The sequence below is a fragment of the Hymenobacter koreensis genome, assembly GCF_039541855.1.
Lineage (GTDB): Bacteria > Bacteroidota > Bacteroidia > Cytophagales > Hymenobacteraceae > Solirubrum > Solirubrum koreensis.
The window spans coordinates 610,677-633,138 of the sequence record NZ_BAABHA010000002.1 but is presented as its reverse complement, the minus strand read 5'-3'; the positions used below and the strand labels follow the sequence as shown (position 1 = coordinate 633,138).

At 61.7% G+C, this 22,462-nt stretch carries 13 protein-coding genes; 10 read left to right on the top strand and 3 right to left on the bottom strand.

Going from position 1 to position 22,462, the window contains the following annotated elements; all coding sequences use genetic code 11:
• The first annotated feature begins 25 nt into the window (after nt 1-25).
• A complete protein-coding gene (locus tag ABD903_RS05590) occupies nt 26-670 on the top strand; it encodes a response regulator (RefSeq protein WP_345222151.1) in 645 nt (214 codons plus the stop codon).
• Nucleotides 671-755: 85 nt separating this feature from the next.
• Here the strand turns inward: ABD903_RS05590 and ABD903_RS05585 are convergent, their stop codons facing one another.
• Nucleotides 756-1,781, bottom strand: coding sequence for a chemotaxis protein CheB (locus ABD903_RS05585; protein WP_345222149.1), 1,026 nt, complete (start codon nt 1,779-1,781; stop codon nt 756-758).
• Between the two features lie 351 nt (nt 1,782-2,132).
• On the opposite strand from ABD903_RS05585, the gene ABD903_RS05580 reads away from it, so the two are divergent.
• The 6 genes from ABD903_RS05580 (at nt 2,133) to ABD903_RS05555 (ending at nt 14,283) form a co-directional block, all read left to right on the top strand.
• Complete coding sequence (locus ABD903_RS05580) at nt 2,133-5,150, top strand: CheR family methyltransferase (RefSeq protein ID WP_345222148.1); 3,018 nt, start codon at nt 2,133-2,135, stop codon at nt 5,148-5,150.
• Nucleotides 5,151-5,285: 135 nt separating this feature from the next.
• Complete coding sequence (locus ABD903_RS05575) at nt 5,286-8,771, top strand: PAS domain S-box protein (protein WP_345222147.1); 3,486 nt, start codon at nt 5,286-5,288, stop codon at nt 8,769-8,771.
• 135 nt (nt 8,772-8,906) lie between these two features.
• A complete protein-coding gene (locus ABD903_RS05570) occupies nt 8,907-10,463 on the top strand; it encodes an FAD-dependent oxidoreductase (RefSeq protein ID WP_345222146.1) in 1,557 nt (518 codons plus the stop codon).
• 202 nt (nt 10,464-10,665) lie between these two features.
• Entirely contained in the window at nt 10,666-12,495 is a 1,830-nt protein-coding gene (locus ABD903_RS05565) for a MutS-related protein (RefSeq protein WP_345222145.1), read from the top strand.
• A 96-nt stretch (nt 12,496-12,591) separates the two neighbouring features.
• Nucleotides 12,592-13,566 carry a bestrophin family protein gene (locus tag ABD903_RS05560; protein ID WP_345222144.1) on the top strand — a complete coding sequence of 325 codons (975 nt, stop codon included), beginning with the start codon at nt 12,592-12,594 and terminating at the stop codon, nt 13,564-13,566.
• 351 nt (nt 13,567-13,917) lie between these two features.
• Complete coding sequence (locus tag ABD903_RS05555; RefSeq protein WP_345222142.1) at nt 13,918-14,283, top strand: STAS domain-containing protein; 366 nt, start codon at nt 13,918-13,920, stop codon at nt 14,281-14,283.
• An 83-nt stretch (nt 14,284-14,366) separates the two neighbouring features.
• On the opposite strand, the gene ABD903_RS05550 is transcribed toward ABD903_RS05555, so the two are convergent.
• Entirely contained in the window at nt 14,367-16,508 is a 2,142-nt protein-coding gene (locus ABD903_RS05550; protein ID WP_345222140.1) for a S9 family peptidase, read from the bottom strand.
• Between the two features lie 151 nt (nt 16,509-16,659).
• Entirely contained in the window at nt 16,660-19,152 is a 2,493-nt protein-coding gene (locus ABD903_RS05545) for a TonB-dependent receptor domain-containing protein (RefSeq protein ID WP_345222138.1), read from the bottom strand.
• A gap of 318 nt (nt 19,153-19,470) precedes the next feature.
• On the opposite strand from ABD903_RS05545, the gene ABD903_RS05540 reads away from it, so the two are divergent.
• The 3 genes from ABD903_RS05540 to ABD903_RS05530 all read left to right on the top strand — a co-directional run bounded on the left by ABD903_RS05540 (nt 19,471) and on the right by ABD903_RS05530 (nt 22,333).
• On the top strand, nt 19,471-20,385 hold the full coding sequence (locus ABD903_RS05540; RefSeq protein WP_345222137.1) for a LysR substrate-binding domain-containing protein: 915 nt from the start codon (nt 19,471-19,473) through the stop codon (nt 20,383-20,385).
• 78 nt (nt 20,386-20,463) lie between these two features.
• The gene (locus ABD903_RS05535) at nt 20,464-21,492 is read left to right on the top strand and encodes a YeiH family protein (RefSeq protein ID WP_345222136.1); all 1,029 of its coding nucleotides are present in this window, start codon (nt 20,464-20,466) and stop codon (nt 21,490-21,492) included.
• Between the two features lie 127 nt (nt 21,493-21,619).
• Complete coding sequence (locus ABD903_RS05530) at nt 21,620-22,333, top strand: RluA family pseudouridine synthase (RefSeq protein ID WP_345222134.1); 714 nt, start codon at nt 21,620-21,622, stop codon at nt 22,331-22,333.
• The last annotated feature ends 129 nt before the right edge of the window (nt 22,334-22,462 follow it).

The following is a 22,462-nucleotide window of genomic DNA, read 5'->3' as shown; positions in this document are numbered from 1 at the left end:
CTTTATACCTCTCTTCCCCTTTGCCATGATCCGCCTCATTCTTGCCGACGACCATACCATCATTCGCGACGGCATTAAGGCTTTGCTGGCCGACGTAGCCGATCTGGAAGTGGTTACCACGGTCGGCAACGGGCAGGAACTGCTGGATACCCTGGCCGAAACACCCGCCGACGTAGCCCTAATGGACCTGAATATGCCCGTAATGACCGGTTTCGAAGCCTTGCCGCTGCTGCGCGAGCAGTTTCCCGACCTGCGCGTGCTGGTGCTATCCATGCTCGACCACGAGAAATACGTGCACCAGGCCCTGACTGCCGGCGCTATGGGCTACGTGCTCAAGAATGCGGGCAAAGAGGAAATTGTGCACGCCATTCGTACGGTGGCGGCTAACCGCACTTTCCTGTGCTCCGAAATCGGGCTGGCGGTGTTGAACAAGCTGGTGCAGGCGCCGGCCGCCCAAAGCGGCCCCAAAAAGCCCAACGACCTGTCGGTGCGCGAAACGGAGGTGCTGCGCCTGATTGCCGAGGGCCTCACCAACGCCGAAATTGCCGACAAGCTCTTCACCAGCAAGCGTACTATTGAAACGCACCGCCAGAACATAATCGAGAAAACCCAGGCTAAAAACACGGCGGCCCTCATCAAGTACGCCATGGAAACCGGCCTGCTGGCCTAATTTCCCGCCCGGCAAACAAAAGCCCCAGGCAAACCGGTAAACCGGCTGCCTGGGGCTTTTTAGTGGCTTTGCGGCCAAGACGTATCTACCCCGCCTGGCTGCTTTCGGCGTCTACTTTGCCAATGGGGTTTTTGGTTGTCCGGCCGTTCAGCAAAAACTCGCGCAGGCGGTTGATGTGCTGCTTGAGCTCATCCACGCGCTCTTCCTGCTGCACGCTCCATTGGCCTTCGCCGCGAATGGCCATGCTGGTGAGCAGGTTTTTGCGCTCCTCCATCATGCGCAAAGCCACCCACAGCGTTTCTTCTAACGACTCCTGGCTGTCCCGCAGCAGGCTGTCGGCGGTATACGCGTGGCCGGTGTGGCAGCGGTAGCGCAACACCTTGCCGTGGACCATTTCCCACAGGGTGCCGCCGCATTCGGGGCAGGTGAGGGGCACTTGGCGGCCCAATTGCTGCACTTCTGGCGTTTTTCCCACAACACGTTCCGCAATAGCGGCTTCTAAAAGAATGTCGTCCGGTACCAAGTGCTTTTCCTCGGGCCGGGTTTCGCATAATTGCTGCAGTAGGGCGCCCATTTCGCTAATGGGCACCGAGTAATCGATGGGCACGTTGGCCAGGGCGCTACTGGGCATGCTCGAGTACTCGGCTTCGTGGGGGTCTTGCACCAGGGCAATGCCGCCGGCGCGCTTGATAAGCTCCAGGCCGGCCGTGCCGTCGTGCAGCATGCCGGTAAGTACCACCCCAATGGCCAGGGGGCCGTACGCAGCCGCAGCCGAGCGAAACAGGGCATCGGCGGCGGGGCGGTAGTGGTTTTCGCGGGGGCCCTTGGTAACCATTACGTGGCCGTCTTTCACCAGCAAGTGGCGGTCGGGCGGGGCCAGGTACAGGTGGCCTTTGCCAATGTGCTGCCCGTCTTCGGCCAAGTGGCAGCGCAAGCTGGTGTGGCTAGCCAGGCGCTCGATGAGGTACTGCCCCGACGAATCGGGCGCCAGGTGCTGCACAATAAACACGGACGCAGGCAGCTCGGCGGGAAGCTGCGCTACCAGCTGACACAGCGCCGGCATGCCGCCGGCTGAGGTGCCAATGACGATAACGTGGTGTAGGTGTTTCACAGGAACCAGAGCTCGGAGTAGGGAGGGCGGTGGGCCGCCGCAACGGCCGTATAAAGCTGTACGCAAGCAGGCGCAAAACATACACCCTCAGCCGCCTGGAATGCGCCCCTAAGCACCTAATCGAACCGCCGACAGGCGCGAAAATGTTCGGTACGGGAAAAAATACGTGTTTACCCCCTCCCTCGGGAAAACACGTATCTTATAACTGCCGCGCTCTTTTTCGCAGCCTAACCCGCCGCTATTGGCTAAATTTGAAAACAGTGCCCGCCCCAGGTTGCTGTTGGCCGGGGGTACATTCCTTTCCTTCTCACAGCTCCGCGGCCAGTGCACGCGCGGCCCGTTGCCACCCCCATGAGTGAGTTTCCTAACCCGCCGTCGTCGGAAAATAGTGCACACGCCTTGCCGGAAGTGGTGGATGCCAGTGCACAGTTCCCGAACGGCAAAGTGGTGGAAATAAAGCCGCCGGAAATGAAAGGCGACCGGTTTCCGGTGGTGGCACTGGGCGCTTCGGCGGGTGGCTTGGAAGCCCTGGAGCGGTTTTTCCTGCACCTGCCCGCCACCACCGGCATGGCTTTCGTGGTAGTAATGCACCTCGACCCCGACGGCAAAGACATGCTGCCCGACGTGCTGGCCCGCTTTACCGCCATGCCCGTGCAGCGGGCCGAGGACGGCATGCGCGTGAAGCCCGACCACGTGTACTGCATTCCGCCCGACCGCGACATGAGCATGCTGCACGGCACGCTGCTGCTGCTGCCGCCCACCCAGCCCCGCGGCCGCCGCATGCCCATCGACTACTTTTTGCAAAGCCTGGCCAAAGACGCGAACGAGCGGGCCATCTGCATTCTGTTCTCGGGCGCCGGCTCCGATGGCACCATTGGGCTGAAGATGGTGATGGAAAACTTTGGGATGGTGATGGTGCAGGACCCCGACACGGCCGCCTTCGACTCCATGCCGCGTTCGGCCATTAGCACCGAGTTTGTGGACCAGGTGCTGGCGCCCGAGCAAATGCCCACCGTGCTGCTCGACTACATGCGCCGCCCGCAGCTGCACACCCGCTCCGTGGAGCGGGAGCCCGCCGAGGCCGGCAGCAAACCGGCCCACGCGCTCCAGAAAATCTTCATCCTGATTCGCAACAAAACCGGCCACGACTTTTCCTTTTACAAGCGCAACACCGTGTTCCGGCGCATTGAGCGGCGCATGAATTCCCACCAAATCAAGGAATTCACCGACTACGTGCGCTACCTGCAGGAAAACCCCCAGGAGGTGGACCTGCTGTTCAAGGAGTTGCTCATTGGCGTTACCAAGTTTTTCCGCGACAACGAGGCCTTTGAGGCCCTGAAAAACCACCTTGGTCCCCTGTTGCAGCGCAAGCCCGTCGACAGCACCATTCGGGTGTGGGCGCCGGGCTGCTCTACCGGCGAGGAGGCGTACTCCTTGGTAATGGTGCTGAAGGAGTGCCTCGACCAGGTGGCCCCCAACAAGTACCTCAAGCTGCAGGTGTTTGCCACCGACATCAACCAGGACGGCGTGGACCACGCCCGCGCCGGCGTGTACAACGAGAACATTGCCGCCGACATAAGCCCCGAGCGGCTGCGGCGCTTCTTCACCAAAACCGACGCCAGCTACCAGGTGAAAAAGGAAGTGCGCGACGCGGTGGTGTTTGCCGTGCACAACCTCAACAAAGACGCCCCCTTCACCAAGCTGGACTTGCTGGTGTGCCGCAACCTGCTCATTTACCTGAACAGCGAGCTGCAACGCAACCTGCTGCCAGTGTTTCACTACGCCCTGAACCCCAGCGGCCTGTTGTTTTTAGGGCCCAGCGAAAACCTCACCGGTTTTCAGGAGCTGTTTCAGCCGCTCGACATCAAGTGGAAGATTTCGCAGCGCACGAACGTGCCGTACTCGCTGGCCCGCATTGTTAATTTCCCCTTCTCGCTTTCCCGGCAATCGGCCGCGGCTACTACCTCTGGCACCATGCATACCCCCGCCCGCAAGGACAGCACCTTTGCCGTACTGGTGCAAAAACTCCTGCTTGGCGCTTACGCCCCGCCCGCGGTGGTGATAAACGCAAAGGGTGAAATCCTGTTCGTGAACGGCCGTACCGGCAAGTACCTGGAGCCCGCCCCCGGCCTGGGCGGCATGAACGTGTTTGAAATGGCCCGCGAGGAGCTGCGCTTCGAAATTAGCGGGGCGGTGCACCGGGCCCATCAGCAGCGGCAAGACGTGGTGGTGGAAGCCGGCAAGCTTAACACCACCCGCGGCTACGAGCTGGTGCGCATTACCGTGAAGTACCTGCAGCAGCCCGAGGCCCTGGCCGGCCTGTTGCTGGTAGTGTTCGAGGACGTGCCTACGCCCAAACCGCGCCGCCGCGCCTCGGGCACCGAGGTGGTGCACTCCAGCGTGGTGGAAAACCTGCAGCGCGAGCTGCAATACACCAAGCAGCGCCTGCAAAGCACCATCGAGGAAATGGAGTCGAGCCTGGAGGAGCTCAAGAGCACCAACGAGGAGCTGCAGAGCGCCAACGAGGAGCTGCAAAGCACCAACGAGGAGGCCATGACCAACAAGGAGGAAATGCAGAGCCTGAACGAGGAGCTGATGACGTTGAACATGCAGTACCTCAGCAAAACCGAGGAACTGAGCCAGGCGGCCAACGACATGAAGAACCTGCTCGACGCCACCGCCATTGCCACCATTTTCCTCGACAACGACATGGTGATAAAGCGCTTCACGGCTTCGGTGTCGCGCATTATCTCGCTCATGCCCACCGACGTGGGCCGCCCCATTACCCACTTCGCCTCCAAGCTGCGCTACGAAACCCTGGAGCAGGACGTGCGCCGCGTGCTCGACCGCCTGGTGGCCGTGAGTACCAACATTCAAACCACCACCGGCGAGTGGTACGACATGCGCATTCTGCCCTACCGTACCCTCGATAACTACATCAGCGGGGCTGTCATCACCTTCACCGACATTACCGCCCTCAAGCAGCTGGAAGAGCGCACGCAGCAAAGCGCGGCCTTTGCCGAAAGCGTGGTGGCCGCCGTGCGCGAGCCGCTGGTGGTGCTCAACGAGCAGATGCGCGTGGTGAGCCTCAGCCAGGCCTTTGCCGATATGTTTGGCATTGATACGGCCGGCGGCTGCGGGCAGCTCTTTGCCGACTTGGGCGAAGGTGCCTGGCGCGACGGCACCCTCACCGAGCACGTGCAGGCCCTGGCCGCCGACGGGCAGGAGTTTGACCAGCTGCCGGTAGAAGCCACTTTTCCGCGTTTGGGTACGCACCGCTTGAGCTTCTACGGCCGCCGCCTGCGCCTCGACGGCCAGCCCAACGGCCACCTGCTGGTGGGCATCTGCGAGCCGCCGCTGCCGGCGTAACCGCGCCGGAACCACCCGCTAGCGGCCGGCCGTTATCGTAGCGCCGTACATTTACTTCTGCCCCGCCCAGTGCCGGGCTCCGCCGCGTTCGTTTGTTCCGTGGCGGGGTTCAGCGCTGCTACTTACTCCCGAGTTATGAACAAACGCAAGCCCAGCAGAACGGCCCAAAGTCCCCAGGCCAACCTGGAGGAGCTGCGCCTGAAGGCCGAGCGCCGCCGCGTGGTAACCGAAACCCTGGGCAAGAAAAGCCCGGAGGAGGTGCAGCGCCTGGTAGAAGAGCTGCAGGTGCACCAGATAGAGCTGGAAATGCAATGCGAGGAGCTGCTGCAGGCCCAGGCCGAAACCCAGCGCGTGCGCGCCCAGTACGTAGACCTCTACGACTTTGCCCCCGTGGGCTACTGTACCCTGGATGCCCAGGGCCGCATTATGCAGCTGAACCTGCGCGCCAGCCAATTGCTGGGCAGCGTGCGCCAGCAGCTGCAGGACCGCCGCTTTTCGCTGTTTGTGGCCCTCACCAACCGCGACCTGTTTTACGGGTTCATGCAGCGCGTACTGCACAGCGAGGAGCGCCAGGTGTGCGAACTGGAAATGCAGCGCTCCAACGGTACCACTTTCTACGCCCTGCTGGAAGGCATGCCCATTATCGACGAGCAGCCCCGGGTGCGCTTGGTTATCATGGACAACACCGCCCAGCGCAAAACCGCCGAAGACCTGCGTGCCAGCGAAGCCAAGTTCCGAACCCTGTTCGAGCACTCGGCCGATGCCTCGGTGCTGGTGCTGGACGGGCACTACATCGACTGCAACCAAGCCGCCGTGCGCCTGCTGGGCGCCCACGATAAATTCCAGCTCATCGGGCAGTCGGTGCTGCTGAACACCCCGGCTGCGCAACCCGACGGCCGCACCTCCCGGTTGCTCATCAAGCACTACATGGAGGTGGCCATAGCAGGCGGCTCGTGCCAGTTCGAGTGGGTGCGCCACACGTTTGCGGGCGAGGCACTGTGGCTGGAAATAACGCTAACGCCCATTGAGGTAAACGGCCAGTTGCTGGTGCACAGCACGTGGCGCAACATATCGGACCGCAAGCGCGCCGAAGCAGCTTTAAAAGACAGCGAAGCCCGCTTCCGCACCCTGTTCGAGCAAAGCTCCGACGGCACGTTGCTGCTGCAGGAAGGCCGCTACATTGCCTGCAACGCCGCTGCCCTGCGCATGGTGGGGGCCCAGCGCCCCGAGGACATAGTGGGCCAGCCGGCCACGGTATGCGCCCCCGCCGTGCAGCCCGACGGCCAGGAAAGCGCCGCCTGGTTTGCCGAAAACGTGCAACGCGCCCAACAAGAGGGCTCCTTGCGCTTCGAGGCCCAGATGAACCATTTCGCCGGCCACCAGATTTGGCTGGAAGCCGTACTTACCCCGGTGGATATTCCCGGCCAGGCCACGCTCACGCACGTGGTGTGGCGCGATGTAACCGAACGCCGCCGGGACGTGCAGCGCCTGCGCGAAAGCGAAGACCGCCTGCGCTCCGCTTTGCGCTCGGCCAAGCTGGGCGTGGTTTCCTGGGACATGCAAGCCCGGGAGGTATTCCTCGACGAGCGCGCCCGCGACATTTTTTGCCTGCCGGCCGAAAGCCCCATTGCGTTAAGCCAGCTGGCCGATGCCACCCACCCCGACGACCGCGCCATGGTGGACGAGAAGCTGCTGCGGGCCTGGCGCGAGGGCACCCCGCTCGACTTTGCCGAACGCATTACGTGGCCCAACGGCGCCGTTCGGGACCTGCGCGTTATGGGCCAGCTCACCCGCGACGAGCAGGACCAGCCCATTCGTATTACGGCCGTAATACGCGACGTAACCGAGCGCCGCCGCGACCGGCAGCGCCTGCTCGACAGCGAGGAGCGCCTCCGGCTGGCCTTGCTGGCCGCCGGTGCCGGCGTGTGGGAAGTAGACCTAACCACCAACGAGCTGCAGTGGGACGAGCGCACCCAGACCATCTTCGGGCGGCCGTTCCTCGACAAGCCCGTACCGTTCGCCGCCTTCACCGACGCCATTATTCCCGCCGACCTGGAGGGCGTGCAAGCGGCTCTAAGCGCCTCCATGCAGCTGAACACGCCCTTCGAGCTGGAGTACCGCATTGTGTGGCCCGATGGCAGCGTGCGTTACCTGTCGGCCACCGGCCAAACGGTGCTGAACGCCAAGCAGCAGCCCGTGCGCTTTGTGGGCCTGGTGCGCGATATTACTGCTGGCCACGAAGCCCAGCAGGAGCTTAATTACCAAACCCGGCTCATGGACCGCGTGGTGCACAACATGCCCGTGGTACTCACGCGCATTGCCCAGGACGGTACGCTGCTGGAGGTAGTAGGGGCGGGGCTGGCCCCCTTTGCAGTGCCCGATAATGCCCTGGCCGGCCGGAACGTGTTCGACGCCTACCCCATGCTTACCGAGCCGATAAATCGGTTACTGGCCGGCGAGGAAATTCACTTCCTGGGCATGCCGCCGAAGCGCGACCGGCAATTGTACTTTCAGAACTACGGCTTCTTCGACGAGGAACGGCAGTGCGGCATCATGTTCGCCATCGACGTGACCGAAACCCAGCAGGCCAACGCCCAGCTGCGGCAGGAAAAAGACTTCAGCCGCAACCTGCTCGATACCAGCGTCGACGGCATTGTGGCGCTCGATACCGACCTGCGCATTACCGTGCTCAACCGGGTGGCAGCCGAAACCTTTCAGCTGGTAGAGGCCGAGGTGGTGCAGCACCCGCTGTTCGAGGTGGTGCCCGAGCTCGACCTTCCCTTGTACCGGCAAGTGCTCGAGCAGGTAGTGCAGGGTGCCTCGCTGCAGCGCTACAACCTGCTGTTCCGGGAGCGGTATTTCGACGCGTACTTCGCGCCCCTGCGCAATACCGACGGCTCTGTTACGGGTGCGCTGGCCGTTATTCGCGACGTAACCGAGCGGAACCGGCTGGCCTCTGAGGCTACCCAGCAGCAGGTGCAGCGCGAGAAAGAAGTGCTTAGCGCCATTCTGCACACCCAGGAAGACGAACGGAAACGCATTGCCGAGGCCCTGCACAATGGCGTGGGCCAGCTGCTGTACGCCACCAAGCTGCACCTGGAGCACAAGTCCATTGACGAAACCCACCGCGACCAGGCCGTGGCGCTGTTAAACGAGGCCATTCGCACCACCCGCACCATCTCCTTCGAGCTGACGCCGAGCATTCTGGAGGACTTCGGCCTGAAAACGGCGTTGGAGGAAATCTGCAAGCGCATTCCCAACCAGCACCTGCGGGTAAACCTGAACATCAAGGAAACGCGCAAGCCGCTGCCGCGCCTGCTGCAAACGGCCGTGTACCGCATTGTGCAGGAGCTGCTCAACAACATCATGAAGCACGCGCAGGCCCAGGAGGCTTTCGTGTACGTTATTGTCAGCGCGGGCATGGTGCACGTGAGCGTGGAAGACGACGGCGTGGGCTTCGAGGTGAAAAACAGCACCAAAAAGCGCGAAGGAATTGGGTTGGCTGGCATCCGAAACCGTGTGGGGTTGCTGGGCGGGCAGCTTACCATTCAGTCGCAGCCGGGCAAGGGCACCACGGTAAACATCGAATTGCCCATCACCTCGGAGGTAGCGCATAAATAGCCTGGCCTGTGGTTTCGAACGGCCCCGCTGCGCAATTAGCACTGCGCGCAGCGGGCCGGGCTGGCGCGGTAGCCAACCTCGCCGGGAAGCCAAGCGTAAGCGAACAACGTTCCTTACCAACCAACTCGCCTTCCTATGCTCGCACCCGATCAAACCTCCGGCGCCACCTCTACCTCTTGGCTGGCCACCGCCGACCGGCCCACGTTCGATTCGCTCCAAAAAACCACTGCCGCCGACGTGGTGGTAATTGGGGGCGGCATAGCGGGCCTCACCACGGCCTACCTGTTAACCCAGGAAGGCCGCTCGGTGGTGGTGCTCGAAGACGGTGAAATTGCCTCCGGCGAATCGGGCCGCACCACCGCCCACCTCTCGAACGCCCTCGACGACCGGTACTATCACCTGGAAAGCCTCTTTGGCCAGGAGGGCGCCCGGCTGGCCGCCGAAAGCCACGGCGCGGCCATCGACACCATCGAGCGGATTGTGCGCCAGGAAAACATCGACTGCGACTTTTCGCGCCTCGACGGTTTCCTGTTCCTCTCCGCCAGCGAGACGCCAAAGGAACTGGACGATGAGCTGGCTGCCGCTCACCGCGCCGGCCTTACCGGCGTGCAACGCCTGCCCGATGCCAAAGCCCAGGGCTTTAAAACCGGCGACTGTCTGCGCTTCCCCAACCAGGGCCAGTTTCATATTCTGAAGTACTTGAACGGCCTCACCAAAGCCATTACCCAGCGCGGCGGCCGCATTTTCACCCATACCCGCGCCAAAGAAATTCACGTCATTGACAAAGACGTGCGCGTGGTAACCGAAAGCGGGGCCGAGGTTACCGCCAACCACGTGGTGGTGGCTACCAACACGCCGTTTAACGACCGCGTGGTAATGCACACCAAGCAGGCGCCTTACCGCACCTACGTGGTGGCCGCCCGCGTGCCCAAAGGCTCGGTAACCAAAGCCCTGTACTGGGACACCGCCGACCCTTACCACTACATCCGCCTGCAGGAAATGACCAACACCACCGGCAGCGGCGACTACGACCTGCTGATTGTGGGCGGCGAAGACCACAAAACCGGCCAGGAAGAAAACCCCGAAGAACGCCTGCGCTGCTTGGAAGAGTGGATGCGCGAACATTTTCCCTCGGCGCAGCAAACCGAGTTCCGGTGGTCGGGACAGGTAATGGAGCCCGTTGACAGCCTGGGCTACGCCGGCCGCAATCCGCTCGATGCCGATAATGTGTACATCATCACCGGCGACTCAGGCCACGGCATGACGCACAGCACCCTGGGCGCCACCCTCGTTACCGACCTCATTCAGGACCGCGACAACCCCTGGGAAAAGCTCTACGACCCCGGCCGCATTACCGGCAAGCTGGATACGGCCAAGGAGTTCCTGAAAGAAAACCTGAACGTGGCCGCCGAATACACCGACCTGCTGACCGGCGGCGACGTATCCAGCGCCGAGGACATTGCGCCCGGCACCGGCGCCGTACTCCGCCGCGGCCTCACCAAAGTGGCCGTGTACCGCGACCCGCAAGGCAAGCAGCACGCGTGCTCGGCCATTTGCCCGCACCTGGGCTGCGTGGTGCACTGGAACAACTTGGAAAAAAGCTGGGATTGTCCCTGCCACGGCAGCCGCTTCAGCGCCTTAGGCGAGCTGGTAAACGGCCCCGCTGACCGCGGCCTGGGTAAAGTAGAGTAGAAAATACGGCAGAACGTCAAGTACCCCACCTCAGATGAGGAGGGGTGCCCGCAGGGCGGGGTGGTTGAAAAGCTATTAGCTGTCAGCTATCGGCCAGTAACTTAAAAGTCAACCACCCCCAACCCCTCCTCAGTTGAGGAGGGGTTCTAGCCGTCTAGCTCCTTCGTGCTTGCCTTACCTTCGCGGGCATACTTGTATTGCCGTGCCTATTTCCTCTGCCATCCGTCCGCTCGTCGTTTCGCCCCACGCCGTTTTCACCGATAACCAAGCCACGCATACCGCCGAGGCCAACCGCATTTCGGGCCGGCACGCCGCGGTGGGCTGGCTACGCGTGGCCGTGTTTCTGGCCGGTGCTGCCGGTACGTGGTGGCTTTTTCGCGCCGATCAGCCCGCCGCGGCTTTTGCCTGCTTGGTGGTGAGCTACATCGTTTTTCTGCTGGTAATGCGCTGGCACAGCCGCATTAGCTACCGGCTGCGGCATCAGCAGCTTCTGGCCCTTATCAACCAGGAGGAACTGCAGCGCCAAGCTGGTAGCCTGCGCGGCTTCGATGCCGGCCAGCGCTACGCCGACGCTGCTCATCCCTATACCGCCGACCTCGACGTATTTGGGCCGCACTCCCTGTTTCAGCTGGTGAGCCGCACCACTTCCCGCCTCGGTCACGACCGGCTAGCCAGCTGGCTTCAAGCCCCCGCCGACGCGGTTACTCTGCGCCAGCGGCAAGCTGCCGTAGCCGAACTGGCCCCCGATGTAACCTGGAGCCAGGATTGGCAGGCCCGGGCCCGCCATTTTCCCAAGCAATCCGACGACCCGCGGCCCTTTTTGCAGTGGATGAAGGCCCCCGATTTCTACGCCACCCGCCGCTGGATACTGGCCTTGTTGCTAGTGCTGCCGCTGTTGGCGCTGGCGGGCATTGCACTTTGGTTTCAGGGGTATTCGGGTTGGCTGGCCGGGGTGCCGTTACTTGCCATGTACGCCGTAAACTACCGCTTTCGGGCAGAGCGTGACGCCGTGTTCGAACGGAGCATGGATATGTACGACGTACTACGAGCTTACCGCGACCAGTTGGTAAGCATGGAGGAGCGTGAGTGTACCGCACCGCATTTAGCGGAGTTGCGGGCGCAGCTTTTGGAGCGGGGCGAGTCAGCTTCGGCGTACGTTTCCCGCTTGGCGCGCATTGCGCAGAACTTTTCGCTGCGCTGGAGCACCTTGGCCGGTTTTTTCGCCAATACCGTGCTGATGTGGGACTTCTTTTGGATGTGGCGCCTGGAGCGGTGGAAGCAGCGACTGGGCGGCTCCTTGGAGGCATGGCTGGATGTAGTGGCCGAGGTGGAAGCCTTGGTCAGCCTCGCCGCCACGCAGTACGCCAACCCTACCTGGACCGTGCCCGAGCTGGTGGAGTCACCGCTCACCTTCGAAGCCGAAGCGCTGGCGCACCCGCTCATTTTCAGCGCCAGCCGCGTGGCCAACGACTTTACCAGCGTGGGCGCCGGACGCACGGCCTTGGTCACGGGCTCTAACATGTCGGGCAAAACCACGTTTCTGCGCACCATTGGCGTTAATGCGGTGCTGGCTTTGGCCGGTGGCCCGGCGTGTGCGCGGCGCCTGCGCGTGGGCCCCATGCAGCTGTTTACGGCTATGCGCACCCAGGATAACCTGGCCGAAAGCACGTCGTCGTTTTACGCCGAGCTGAAGCGCCTGCGCCAGCTGCTGGACCTCACGGAAGCTGGGCAGCCTGTGTTTTTCCTGCTCGATGAAATCCTGAAAGGCACCAACTCCCGCGACCGGCACGACGGCGCCCGCGGCCTCATTCGGCAATTGCACCGCCGCCCTGCCAGCGGCCTGGTAAGCACCCACGATTTAGAGCTGGGCGACCTAGAACAGGAGCTGCCCGGCTTCGTGACCAACTTCAGCTTTAACAGCACCGTGGAGGGCGACGACATTCGGTTCGACTACCGCCTCACGCCGGGCCTGTGCCGCGAGTTCAACGCCAGTAAGCTGATGGAGCTGATGGGAATTGGAGTAAACAAGTAGCAGGAAGATTGCCAGATAGGAGCGAAAGACCGATTACTGATGTGCTTGATTCGAGCTTAGCCGTATGAGCAGGTGGCTTACTTCTGTTAACGGCTCATGTACATTCGGCAAAACCTGCGCTGGAGCATCATTTGGCGCAAATCATGGCAATCGGTTCTTTTCCTGACGCTCTATAACACGGTGGTGTGTGCCGTTTTTGCCAGCGGCTTCACTCAAATAACTATTCCTTGGCAACCCGTGGCTACGCTGGGCACGGCCGTGGCTTTCTACATCGGTTTCAAGAACAACGGCTCGTACGACCGGTTCTGGGAAGGCCGCCAGATTTGGGGCGGCATCGTAAACGCCAGCCGCACGTGGGCCATTCAGGCGCTGGAGTACATTACGTCGCGGGTAGATGCGCCCGACCTGCTCCACGAAATGCCCGCCGCTACCGCCGCCGAGCTAACCGTGCGCCACCGCCGGCTGCTGTACCGCCACATTGCCTGGTGCAACGCCCTGCGGCTGGAGCTGCGCCGGCAGCGCGCCGAGTGTTGGGACACCGATGTGGCGCCGTTTTTATCGGAAGAAGAAAGCGCGTTTATGCGGTTGCGGGCTAATCCGCCCACGCATTTGCTGCGCCGCCAGGCCGCCGAGCTGCGCGTGTTGCGCGAAGAGCGGGGCCTGCTCAACGACTTTCAGCACCTAGCCCTCATGCAAACCCTCGACCAGCTGTTTGTGCTGCAAGGCGGCTGCGAGCGAATCAAGAACACGCCTTTCCCGCGGCAGTTTGCCTTTTACAGCTTCGTGTTTGTGTGCTTGTTTGCCTTGCTGCTGCCGCTGGGCCTGTTGCGCGAGTTCGACCAGCTGGGCCACTACATGGTGTGGCTTACCGTGCCGTTTGCCACGTTGGTGGCCTGGGTGTTTAACACCATCGAATCGGTGGGCCACACCAGCGAAAACCCCTTCGAGAACCAAATGAACGACGTGCCCATGACGGCGCTGTGCCGGACCGTGGAAATTGACCTGCGCGAAATGCTGGGCGAAACCGAGCTGCCGCCGCCCATCCGGCCCATCAAAGACGTGCTGTATTAAACGGCTGGTATAGGACTGCCTCCCGGGCCGGTGCGTAGTTGAAGCAGAGGGGTGCGAAAAACACGTAATTACTTTGTAAACAAGCTAGTGCTGAACGGAAGGCAGAACCATGTCTGGTATTTTAGAGTATCAGGTAAATGTCCGGTTAGAACGACAATGCCTCGCCACAGCCATGCCAAGGCTGGGTTAGGTCGAGCGAGTAATACTGCCCTAACCCAGGCAGTCCATAGGCCTGAGTACCCCGGATACGCTTACTCTGCGACCCTTCCACGCTGGCTGCCCGCCCGCGGCTCCACTTTTTCACCTGACCCTCCACCTGTACCCAAGCCCACTCGAATTGCCCCTACTCCAATGGAGGTTTACCGCGAAATTTTGCCCCAAAGCTATTTGCTGATCCTGGCGGATGACGCACCCGAGCACCCGGCCCAGGACGAGGCCCTCGATTGGGCCCTGCGCCGGGCGGTGCGCAGCGGCAAGTCCAGCGTTTGGGTCGATTGTACCCACTTGCATCATCTGCCGCCCGATGCCTGCAAGCTGCTGACGTATTATTACAACAAACTGAATAAGCACGGCATGAGCTTAATCCTTTGCCACCTCAGCGAAGAAGTCCGGCAGGAGCTGGAGTCGTTGTCGATTATTCACCCGCCGATTGTAGCCACGCTGCTCGACGCCGAGCGGTACACGCAGCAGGTTCTGCAGAGTCGCGCATCGGCGTAATCCCACGCCACCGTTCGCCATACCCCGCAAAAAAACCGCGCAAAACGTTTTGCGCGGTTTTTTTGCGGGGTAGCAGTCAGGTGCTACTTCACGGCTTGGCCTTCCTGAGGCTTCAGTGTGCGGCCCAGCCAGTCGTAGAACACACGGTTCCAGAGCACGGCGTTCTGGGGTTTCTGAATCCAGTGGCCTTCGTTGGGGAAATACAGAAAGCGGCTGGGAATGCCCCGCAGCTGCGCCGAGCCGAACGCCTCCATGCCCTGGCCTTCGGGTACGCGGAAGTCCTTGCCGCCGTGAATGACCAGAATGGGCGTGTCCCAGTTGCCCACGAAGCGCTGCGGGTTAAACTGGGTGTAGGTGCGGTAAATGCTGGTGTTGGTAGTGGCTTTCCGGTCGCCGTTCATCATTTTCTCCACGTCGGCGGCTTGCTGCAGCTCGTTGGGCGAGGTAATCTGCTCCCAGGGGGCACCGCCCAAATCGTGGTGGGCGAAGAACGTTTCCTCGGTGCTGGGGTACCAGCTGGTGAGGTCGAAAAGGCCGGCGTGGGCAATGAACGTCTTGAAACGGCCCTTGTGGTGGCCCGCCAGGTAGTACACCGAGTAGCCGCCGTAGCTGGCGCCCACGCACCCGCGCCGGTCTTTGTCCACGTACGGCTCCTCGCTCACTTTGTCAATGGCCGATAAGTAATCCTGGATGGGCTGCCCGCCCCAGTCGCCGCTGATCTGGTCGTTCCACTGCCGGCCGAAACCGGGCAGGCCGCGGCGGTTGGGTGCCACCACAATGTAGCCTTGCGAGGCCATTAGCGGGAAGTTCCAGCGGTAGGAAAACGCCTGCGTGATGGGGCTTTGCGGGCCGCCCTGGCAGTATAGCAGCGTCGGGTACTTCTTCTTGGGGTCGAAATCGGGTGGAAAGATGACGTACACCTGCATCTGCTTGCCGTCGGTGGTGGTAACGCGGCGGTTCTCCACTTTCACCGGCTTCACCGAAGCCATCAGGTCCTGGTTGAGCTTGGTTAGCGGGGTTTCCTTGCCGTTTTTCAGGCTCACGCGCACCACTTCGGCGGGCGTGGTGAGGGTGGTACGGTTGCAGATTGCGGCCTCGTTGCCCACCAACTCGAACGCGTTGTAGTTCTGCAAGCCGGTGGTGAGCTGCTTTATTTTGCCACCCTTGCTGGGCACCGAAAACAGCTGCTCGGTGCCTTCTACCACGGCCAGAAAGTAAATCGTTTTACCGTCGGGTGACCAGCGCACGTTGGCCGCGCTCAGCTCCGAGCCTTTGGTAACGTCTTCGTGCTTGCCGGTACCGAAGTTGTGTACCACAATGGCGTTGCGGTCGGCCTCGAAACCGGGCGTGGCCATGCTCAGCCACGCCACCTGCGTGCCATCGGGCGAAAAAGTCGGCTCCACGTCGTAGCCTTCCATGCCCTGCGAGAGGTTCACGGTAGCGTTGTTGCGCAGGTCGTAGAGGTAAATGTCGGAGTTGGTACTCACGGCTTCGGCCCGGCCCGAAAGCTTGCGCGAGGTATAGGCCAGCTTGTAACCGTCGGGCGCGAAGGCCAGCTGCTCGGAGCCGGAGAGGGGCCGCACCGGCGAGTCGAACGCCTCGCCTTCCTGCACGTCCTTGCCGTAGCCGGTCAGGCGGCCGTCGTTGGCCACCGGGTGAAAGAAAACGTGAGAAGCTTTGTCGTCTTCCCACTGCGTCCAGTGGCGGTAAAACAGGTCGTCGTAGAGCTTGGCATCGGCTTTGGGCAGGTCGGGGTAGAGGTCCTGCAGGCTTTTGCGCACTTTCACGTCCTGGGTGTACAGGATGAACTTGCCGGTGGGCGCATACTTCAGGTTGCCCACGCTTTCGTCCTGAAAGTCGCTGATTTTGGTTTTGCCCGAGCCGTCGGCGTTCATGGCATACAGCTGGGTATTGCCGCCTTCGTCGGAGAGAAAAGTGAGCTTGCCGTCGGGGCGCCAGTTCAGGGTGTTTTCGCCGGTGGGCGTAGCGGTGAGCTGTTTCACCGCGCCACCGCTTACGGGCACGGTGTAAATGTCGGCGTTGCCTTTGTTGGCGTTCAGGTCGTAGCGCGTTACGGTGAAGGCCACCGTTTTGCGGTCGGGCGACACCTGCATTTCGCCCAGGCGGCCCAGCTGCCAGAGCAGCTCCGGGGTAAACGTTTGCTGTTGAGCAAAAACGGGCAGGTGCGCGGTGGCTAGCAAGGCCAGCAGCAGCGGTTTTTTCATGGCAGCGTAATGAGAACAGAAATTAGACTAGCAAGGTAACACCGTCGCGCCACCGGCCGGATCGTTTGCCGTTCACCAAACGTAAAACGCCCCCGCTTCGCCGCTTCCGCAGAAGCTCGAAGCGGGGGCGCCCTCAGGCACCATCGTCGGTCTACAGCTTTACGCCCACCGTGGCAAACCACGTGCGGCCGTCGGCAGGCAGCAGGCCGGGGCCGGGGTAGCCGCCGGCGCGGCGGGTGAAGTAGTTTTTGTCGAACACGTTGTTAATGCCGCCGCGCAGGGTAAAGCGCTTGGCGAAGCGGTACGTGGCCGATATATCGGTAACCGAGTAGCCCGGCACGCGGCCTGTGGTAGCAGCGGCATTGGGCGCCAGGGTGTTGTTGGCGTCGGCAAACACGCCGGCCACCCGCGTGAGCTGGGCCGTGGCCGAGAAGCCGCGGTGGGCAAACGTGCCCCCGAAGCGGTGCGTGTACTTAGGCGCGTACTCCACGCGGTTGTTTTTCAGGTCGCCTTCCTGAATGTTGCTGCCCGCCAGCGTGGCCGTGCGCAGCTCGGTGTAGCGGGCGTCTACCAGCGCCGTGGAGGCGTACACATCAAAGTGCGGCAGCGAAAAGTCGCCGGTGAAGGCGTGAATCAGGTCCAGCTCCACGTAGGCTTCCACGCCCTTGTGCACGCTCGTACCGATGTTGGTGCGGAGCTGCTGGGTTTGACCGGCCGTGCCGCCGGGCACCGGCTGGCGCAACGTACCAATGCGGTCATTGTAGTTCAGCCAGAAGGCGTCCACGTCGAAGCTCAGCACGTTGCCCCAGGTGCCGCGGTAGCCCACTTCGGCATTGAAGCCGTTGGAGTCGCGCAGGTTCGGGTCGATGACGTCGGTGGTAGCGGGCGGAGTCAGGTCGGCGTAGGTTACGGGGCGGAAAGCCCGCGAGTAGTTGGCGTACAGGCTGGTTTGCTCGGTCACGCGGTACTCGGTGCCCGCGCCGTAAAGCAGCACCTGGCGGCGCGAGTTCTGCTCAATGCGGTTTTCGGAGCCGTCGGCGTTCAGGCTCAGGTAGCCGCGGCCTTCGTTGTCGATAACTTCCAGGCGCAGGCCGGGCGTAACGGTCAGGCGCGAACCCAGCCGGAAGATGTTCTCGGCGAAAGCGGCGTAGTTGCGGGTGCTAAAGTGCAGCTCGCGGCCAAAGCGCGGGGCCTGCAAATCGAGGTTGAAACCCGAGCCCGTGTCGCCGCGGCCCTGCTGCTGGCGGCGCAGGTGGGCGCCGGCCACGCGCACGCCGGCGGCCAGCGTGTGCTGCTGGCCCAGCAGGCCGTAGTCGGTGAGCAGGCGCAGCTCGGAGCCCAGGTTGCGGTACCGGTCGCGGTCAATCTGGCGGTTGGCTTGCAGGCCGGTGGCCGGGTTTACGGCGTCGGGCACGTTTACGGCCCCGGTGAAGCCGATGGAGTTACGCTCGCCGAGCAGGCCAAACGTTTTCAGGCTCAGACGGGTGCGCTCCGAAAACTGGTAGTCGGCCGTGAAAGCTGGAATGGTCCAGGGCGTGCTGAACCAGTTGCGGCCGCGGGCGCTGCTGCGCAGTTCGCCGCGGTGAAACTGCTCGTCGGTGAGGCCGCCGGGCTGCTGAATCACGTAGCTCATGTGGCTGATTTCGGCCCCGATGCGCAGTTTCTCGGTGGCCTGGAACGTGGCGTTGGCGTGGGCGTTGCGCACGTTAAACTCCGAGTTGTCGCGCCACGCGCCGCCGAGGCGCTGCTGGAAGTAGCCGTAGTAATTCACCTTGCCCGTAGTGCCGCCCAACGAGTTGAAGGAGCTGACTAGGCCGTTGTTGCCCACCGTGTTGCTGGTTTCGAATTCCAGCTTCTTGTCGCGTGGGCCGCGCTTGATTTCGTAGTTCAGCAGGCCGCCAAACTGCGGGCCGTACTGCAGGGAGCCACCGCCCCGGATAATCTGAATGCGCTCCACGGCCTCCAGCGGCGGATTGTAGTAGGCCTCGGGGTAGCCAAACGGGTCGGAGCTGATGTCCATGCCGTTCTGGCGGGTGTTAAACTCCCAGCTTCGGTTGGGCGAGAGGCCGCGCGTGGCCACGTTTATCTGCTGGCCCGATCCGTCGCTTTCCCACACCGTTACGCCCGGCACTTTCGCAAAAACCTGGCGCGAGCTGTTCATCACCAGGTTGGCGTTAAGCTTATCGAGCTGAATAATCTCGTTTTTTTTACCGGCCGTGAGGGTGGTGCCGTCTACCTCCGGGGCAAACGTGGCTGCCTTGGCCGCCACCGTTACGCCGGCCAACTCCCGCACGCTTTCCTCAATGGTGAGCTGCAGCGTGTGCGCCTTGCCGTTTTCCAGCGTCAGGGTTTGCGTAACGGGCTTTATGCTGAGTCCCGTTACGGTTACCCCGATTTCGCCCGCGGGCAAGCCGTAGAGGCGGAACGCGCCGCGAGAATCGGTTACCGTGGCACGCGGGCCGGCCGTTACCAGCACGCCTTCCACCGGCTGACCGCTGCGGTCGAGCACGGTACCGGTAAGCGAGGCGCTGCGCTCGGGCCCGTCGCTGGACGGTAGGACAGGGGCATCAATGGCGGTCGGGGCCGACAAAGCCGGCGCCGCGGCGGTCAGCAAAAAAGCGAGCAGAAACGAAGATGCAGGCATAAAGAGCGGGAGCCGCACCGGGTGGTGCTGGCATTTCGGCGGCAAAAGTAGATCTGTTTTGAATCATTCCAAATAGTTGATTAGATAAAATCTAAATAAACATTTTGCTTGTTTTCAGATTGGGGCAACGCTGCCGGTATCGGGGTAGTCACCGCATAGCAACTGGGGTCGTTTCCGGTTCAGCTAGCCTGGCTCAGGTCAGCTACGTTGGTGCTATGCTGCTCATTCACTCGGGCCCGGAAACGTCTTCAGGTGCCTAACAGCCCGCCACCCGCGCGGGGCGTTCGGCCGAAGCAGCCGCACACTTACCTTGCGTCCATGTCCGATTTCCGTCTCCGCGTCTTCCAGGCCGTAGCCCGGCACCTAAGCTTTACCAAGGCTGCGCAGGAGCTTTTTATTACCCAGCCAGCCGTTACCAAGCACGTGAGCGAGCTGGAGCGCAGCTACGGCCAGCGCATGTTCGAGCGGCGCGCGGGCCGCGTGGGTCTCACGCAGGCCGGGCAACTGCTTCTGACCTATGCCAATCAGGTAACCGAGCTGCACCACCACTTGGCCGAGCAGCTCCACGGTTTGCATGATGCCGCCGCCGGCCGCCTGCGCCTGGGCGCCAGCACCACGTTAGCCCAGTATGTTATTCCGCCCATTCTACCCGGATTTCAGGCCGCTTATCCCCGCGTAGAGCTTACCCTGCTTAACGGAAACACCGAGCACATTGCCGATGCGCTGCTGCGGGGCCAGATCGAACTGGGCTTTGTGGAAGGCCAAGTCAAGAACCGCGACTTGCACTATGAATTATTGCTGCACGACGAGCTGTTGGCCGTACGTCGGGCTTCCTCCAGTGGCCCACCAACTCGGCCGCTGCCTCTAGCCGAAGTCTTAAAGCAACCTTGGGTACTGCGCGAGCGAGGCTCCGGCACGCTGGAAGTACTAGAGTTTGCTCTGCGCGAACATAAAGTCAAGCTCGCCCAACTGCCCGTAGCGTTGTACCTCGACAACACCGAGGCCATTAAGTCCTACATAGAAGCGTCGGATGCTTTGGGCTTTGTTTCGAAACGCGCAATCGAGAAAGACGTGGCTGCCGGCCGGTTGGAAATTGTGCCGGTTCAGGACCTGCACCTCTCGCGCCGCTTCGATGCCGTGTGGGTACAAGGTCAACCTTTGCCCAGCCCCGCCCAACGTTTCCTGACCTACGCCCAACAGCATTTCGCCAGTCAAGCTTATAACCAAAAGTAATTGATTATAACCAATTATGATTATCCGAAAAAGGGGGGAGGCCGTACTTTTGGCGTCCTTATTGCCAGCGCCCTTTTCGTGAAAACCGCCCACCGCATACCTTATCGGTCCTCCCCAACCGACCACGCCCGCAGCTCTTTTGCTGCTTTTCAAGCTCGCTCGTTCCACGTGGGGCGCTGGCGCGTTACGCCCGCCATGCTGTTGTTCGGATTCTTGCTGCTGGTTTGCCTCTCTCCGTGGGGCTCCCCGCCGCTAGCTTTGGCTTTAGGCCTAGCGTTGGCATTAACGATGGGAAATCCGTTTCCGGCGCAGAGCAAGCAGTACACTGGCAAGCTGCTGCAATGGTCGGTCATCGGGCTGGGTTTTGGCATGAATGCCCACACCGCCCTGCAGGCCGGCCGCGAAGGCATCGTGTTTGCCGTGGCCTCTATTGCGGGCACGCTCGTGCTGGGCTATTTGGTGGGTCGGTGGTTGGGCATTTCGCGCCGTACGTCTCACCTTATTGCCAGCGGCACTGCCATTTGCGGCGGCTCGGCTATTGCCGCCGTAGGGCCAGTTATGAAAGCGTCGGAAGAAGAAATGTCGGTGGCGCTGGGTACCGTGTTCGTGCTGAATGCCGTGGCTTTGTTTCTGTTTCCCATCATTGGCGAGGCGCTGAGCATGAGCCAGAACCAGTTTGGGTTGTGGGCCGCCATTGCCATTCACGATACCAGTTCGGTAGTGGGTGCCGCCAGCCACTACGGCGACGAAGCTCTGCAAATTGCCACCACCGTAAAGCTGGCCCGTGCCCTCTGGATTATTCCGGTGGCGCTGGGCACGGCCGTGCTTTTTAAAACCCCGGGCACCAAAGTAAAGCTGCCTTATTTCATCCTGGGCTTCATCGGCGCCATGCTATTGGTTACCTACGTGCCGGCATTACAATCTTTCGCCCCGTTTTTGGTGCGCTTGGCCAAAGTGGGGCTCACGGTAACGCTCTTTCTGATTGGCGCCGGGCTATCGACAAAAGTTTTGAAAGCCGTGGGAGCAAAGCCCTTCATTCAGGGTCTGACGCTGTGGATTGCCATATCAGCCGTGTCGCTATGGGTAATTCTGCATACCGTATTGTAAGCGCCGACGCCAACCCGTTCTAACGCAACGCCCGCGGCCTTCCCGCGGGCGTTTTATTTTGCGTGCCACCTAACCTGCCACCACCCCATACTTTTGCTGCCCGAGGCCGTACCTTTGCCAGCCTGATATGAAGCTACCCGCATTCCACGACCTCATCATTTTTGAAAACGAGGACTACCTCGTCATCAATAAGCCGCCGTTTCTGGCCACGCTCGATGAGCGGGTAGGGGGCGCCCCCAACATCCTGCGTCTCGCTCGCCAGCACTACGACGACATTCAGGCTGCGCACCGCATCGACAAGGAAACGAGCGGCGCCCTGGCCCTGGCCAAGAACCCGGCGGCCTACCGCCATTTGGCCATGCAGTTTGAGGACCGCAAGGTAAAAAAGGTGTACCACGCCGTAAGCTGGGGTGTGCACCACATCGAGGGCTTGCGGGTTGAGCGCAACATCGAAACCACCACCAAAGGCAAAGCCCGCCTGGCTTTCAGCGGCAAGCCCGCCGAAACCCTGGTGCGTACGCTGGAAACATTCAGCCGCCATACGCTATTTGAATGCATGCCCGTAACCGGCCGCATGCACCAAATTCGTTTGCACCTGATGTACCTGCAGGCCCCCATTGTGGGCGACACCATGTACGGCGGCGAAGATTTCTACCTTTCGTCCATCAAGCGCAAGTTCAACGTGAAGCAAGGCGACGAAGAGCAGCCCTTCATCAAGCGCTTTGCCCTGCACGCCCGCCAGCTCACTTTCGCCGGCCTCGACGGCGAGCCAATCAGTGTGGAAGCCGAGTACCCCAAGGATTTCCGGGTGCTGGTGGAAACGCTGCGGCAGTACAGCTAATAGCACGCTCATAGGGTGGCGAAGCTGATTCTGGTTCGAATTCCCTTTAGGTAAATGTCCTTTCGATGCTGTTTATGCGGGTAGTTCGCGCTGTGTAAGGCGAACTAAAAGTGCGTGCTACACGGCTTT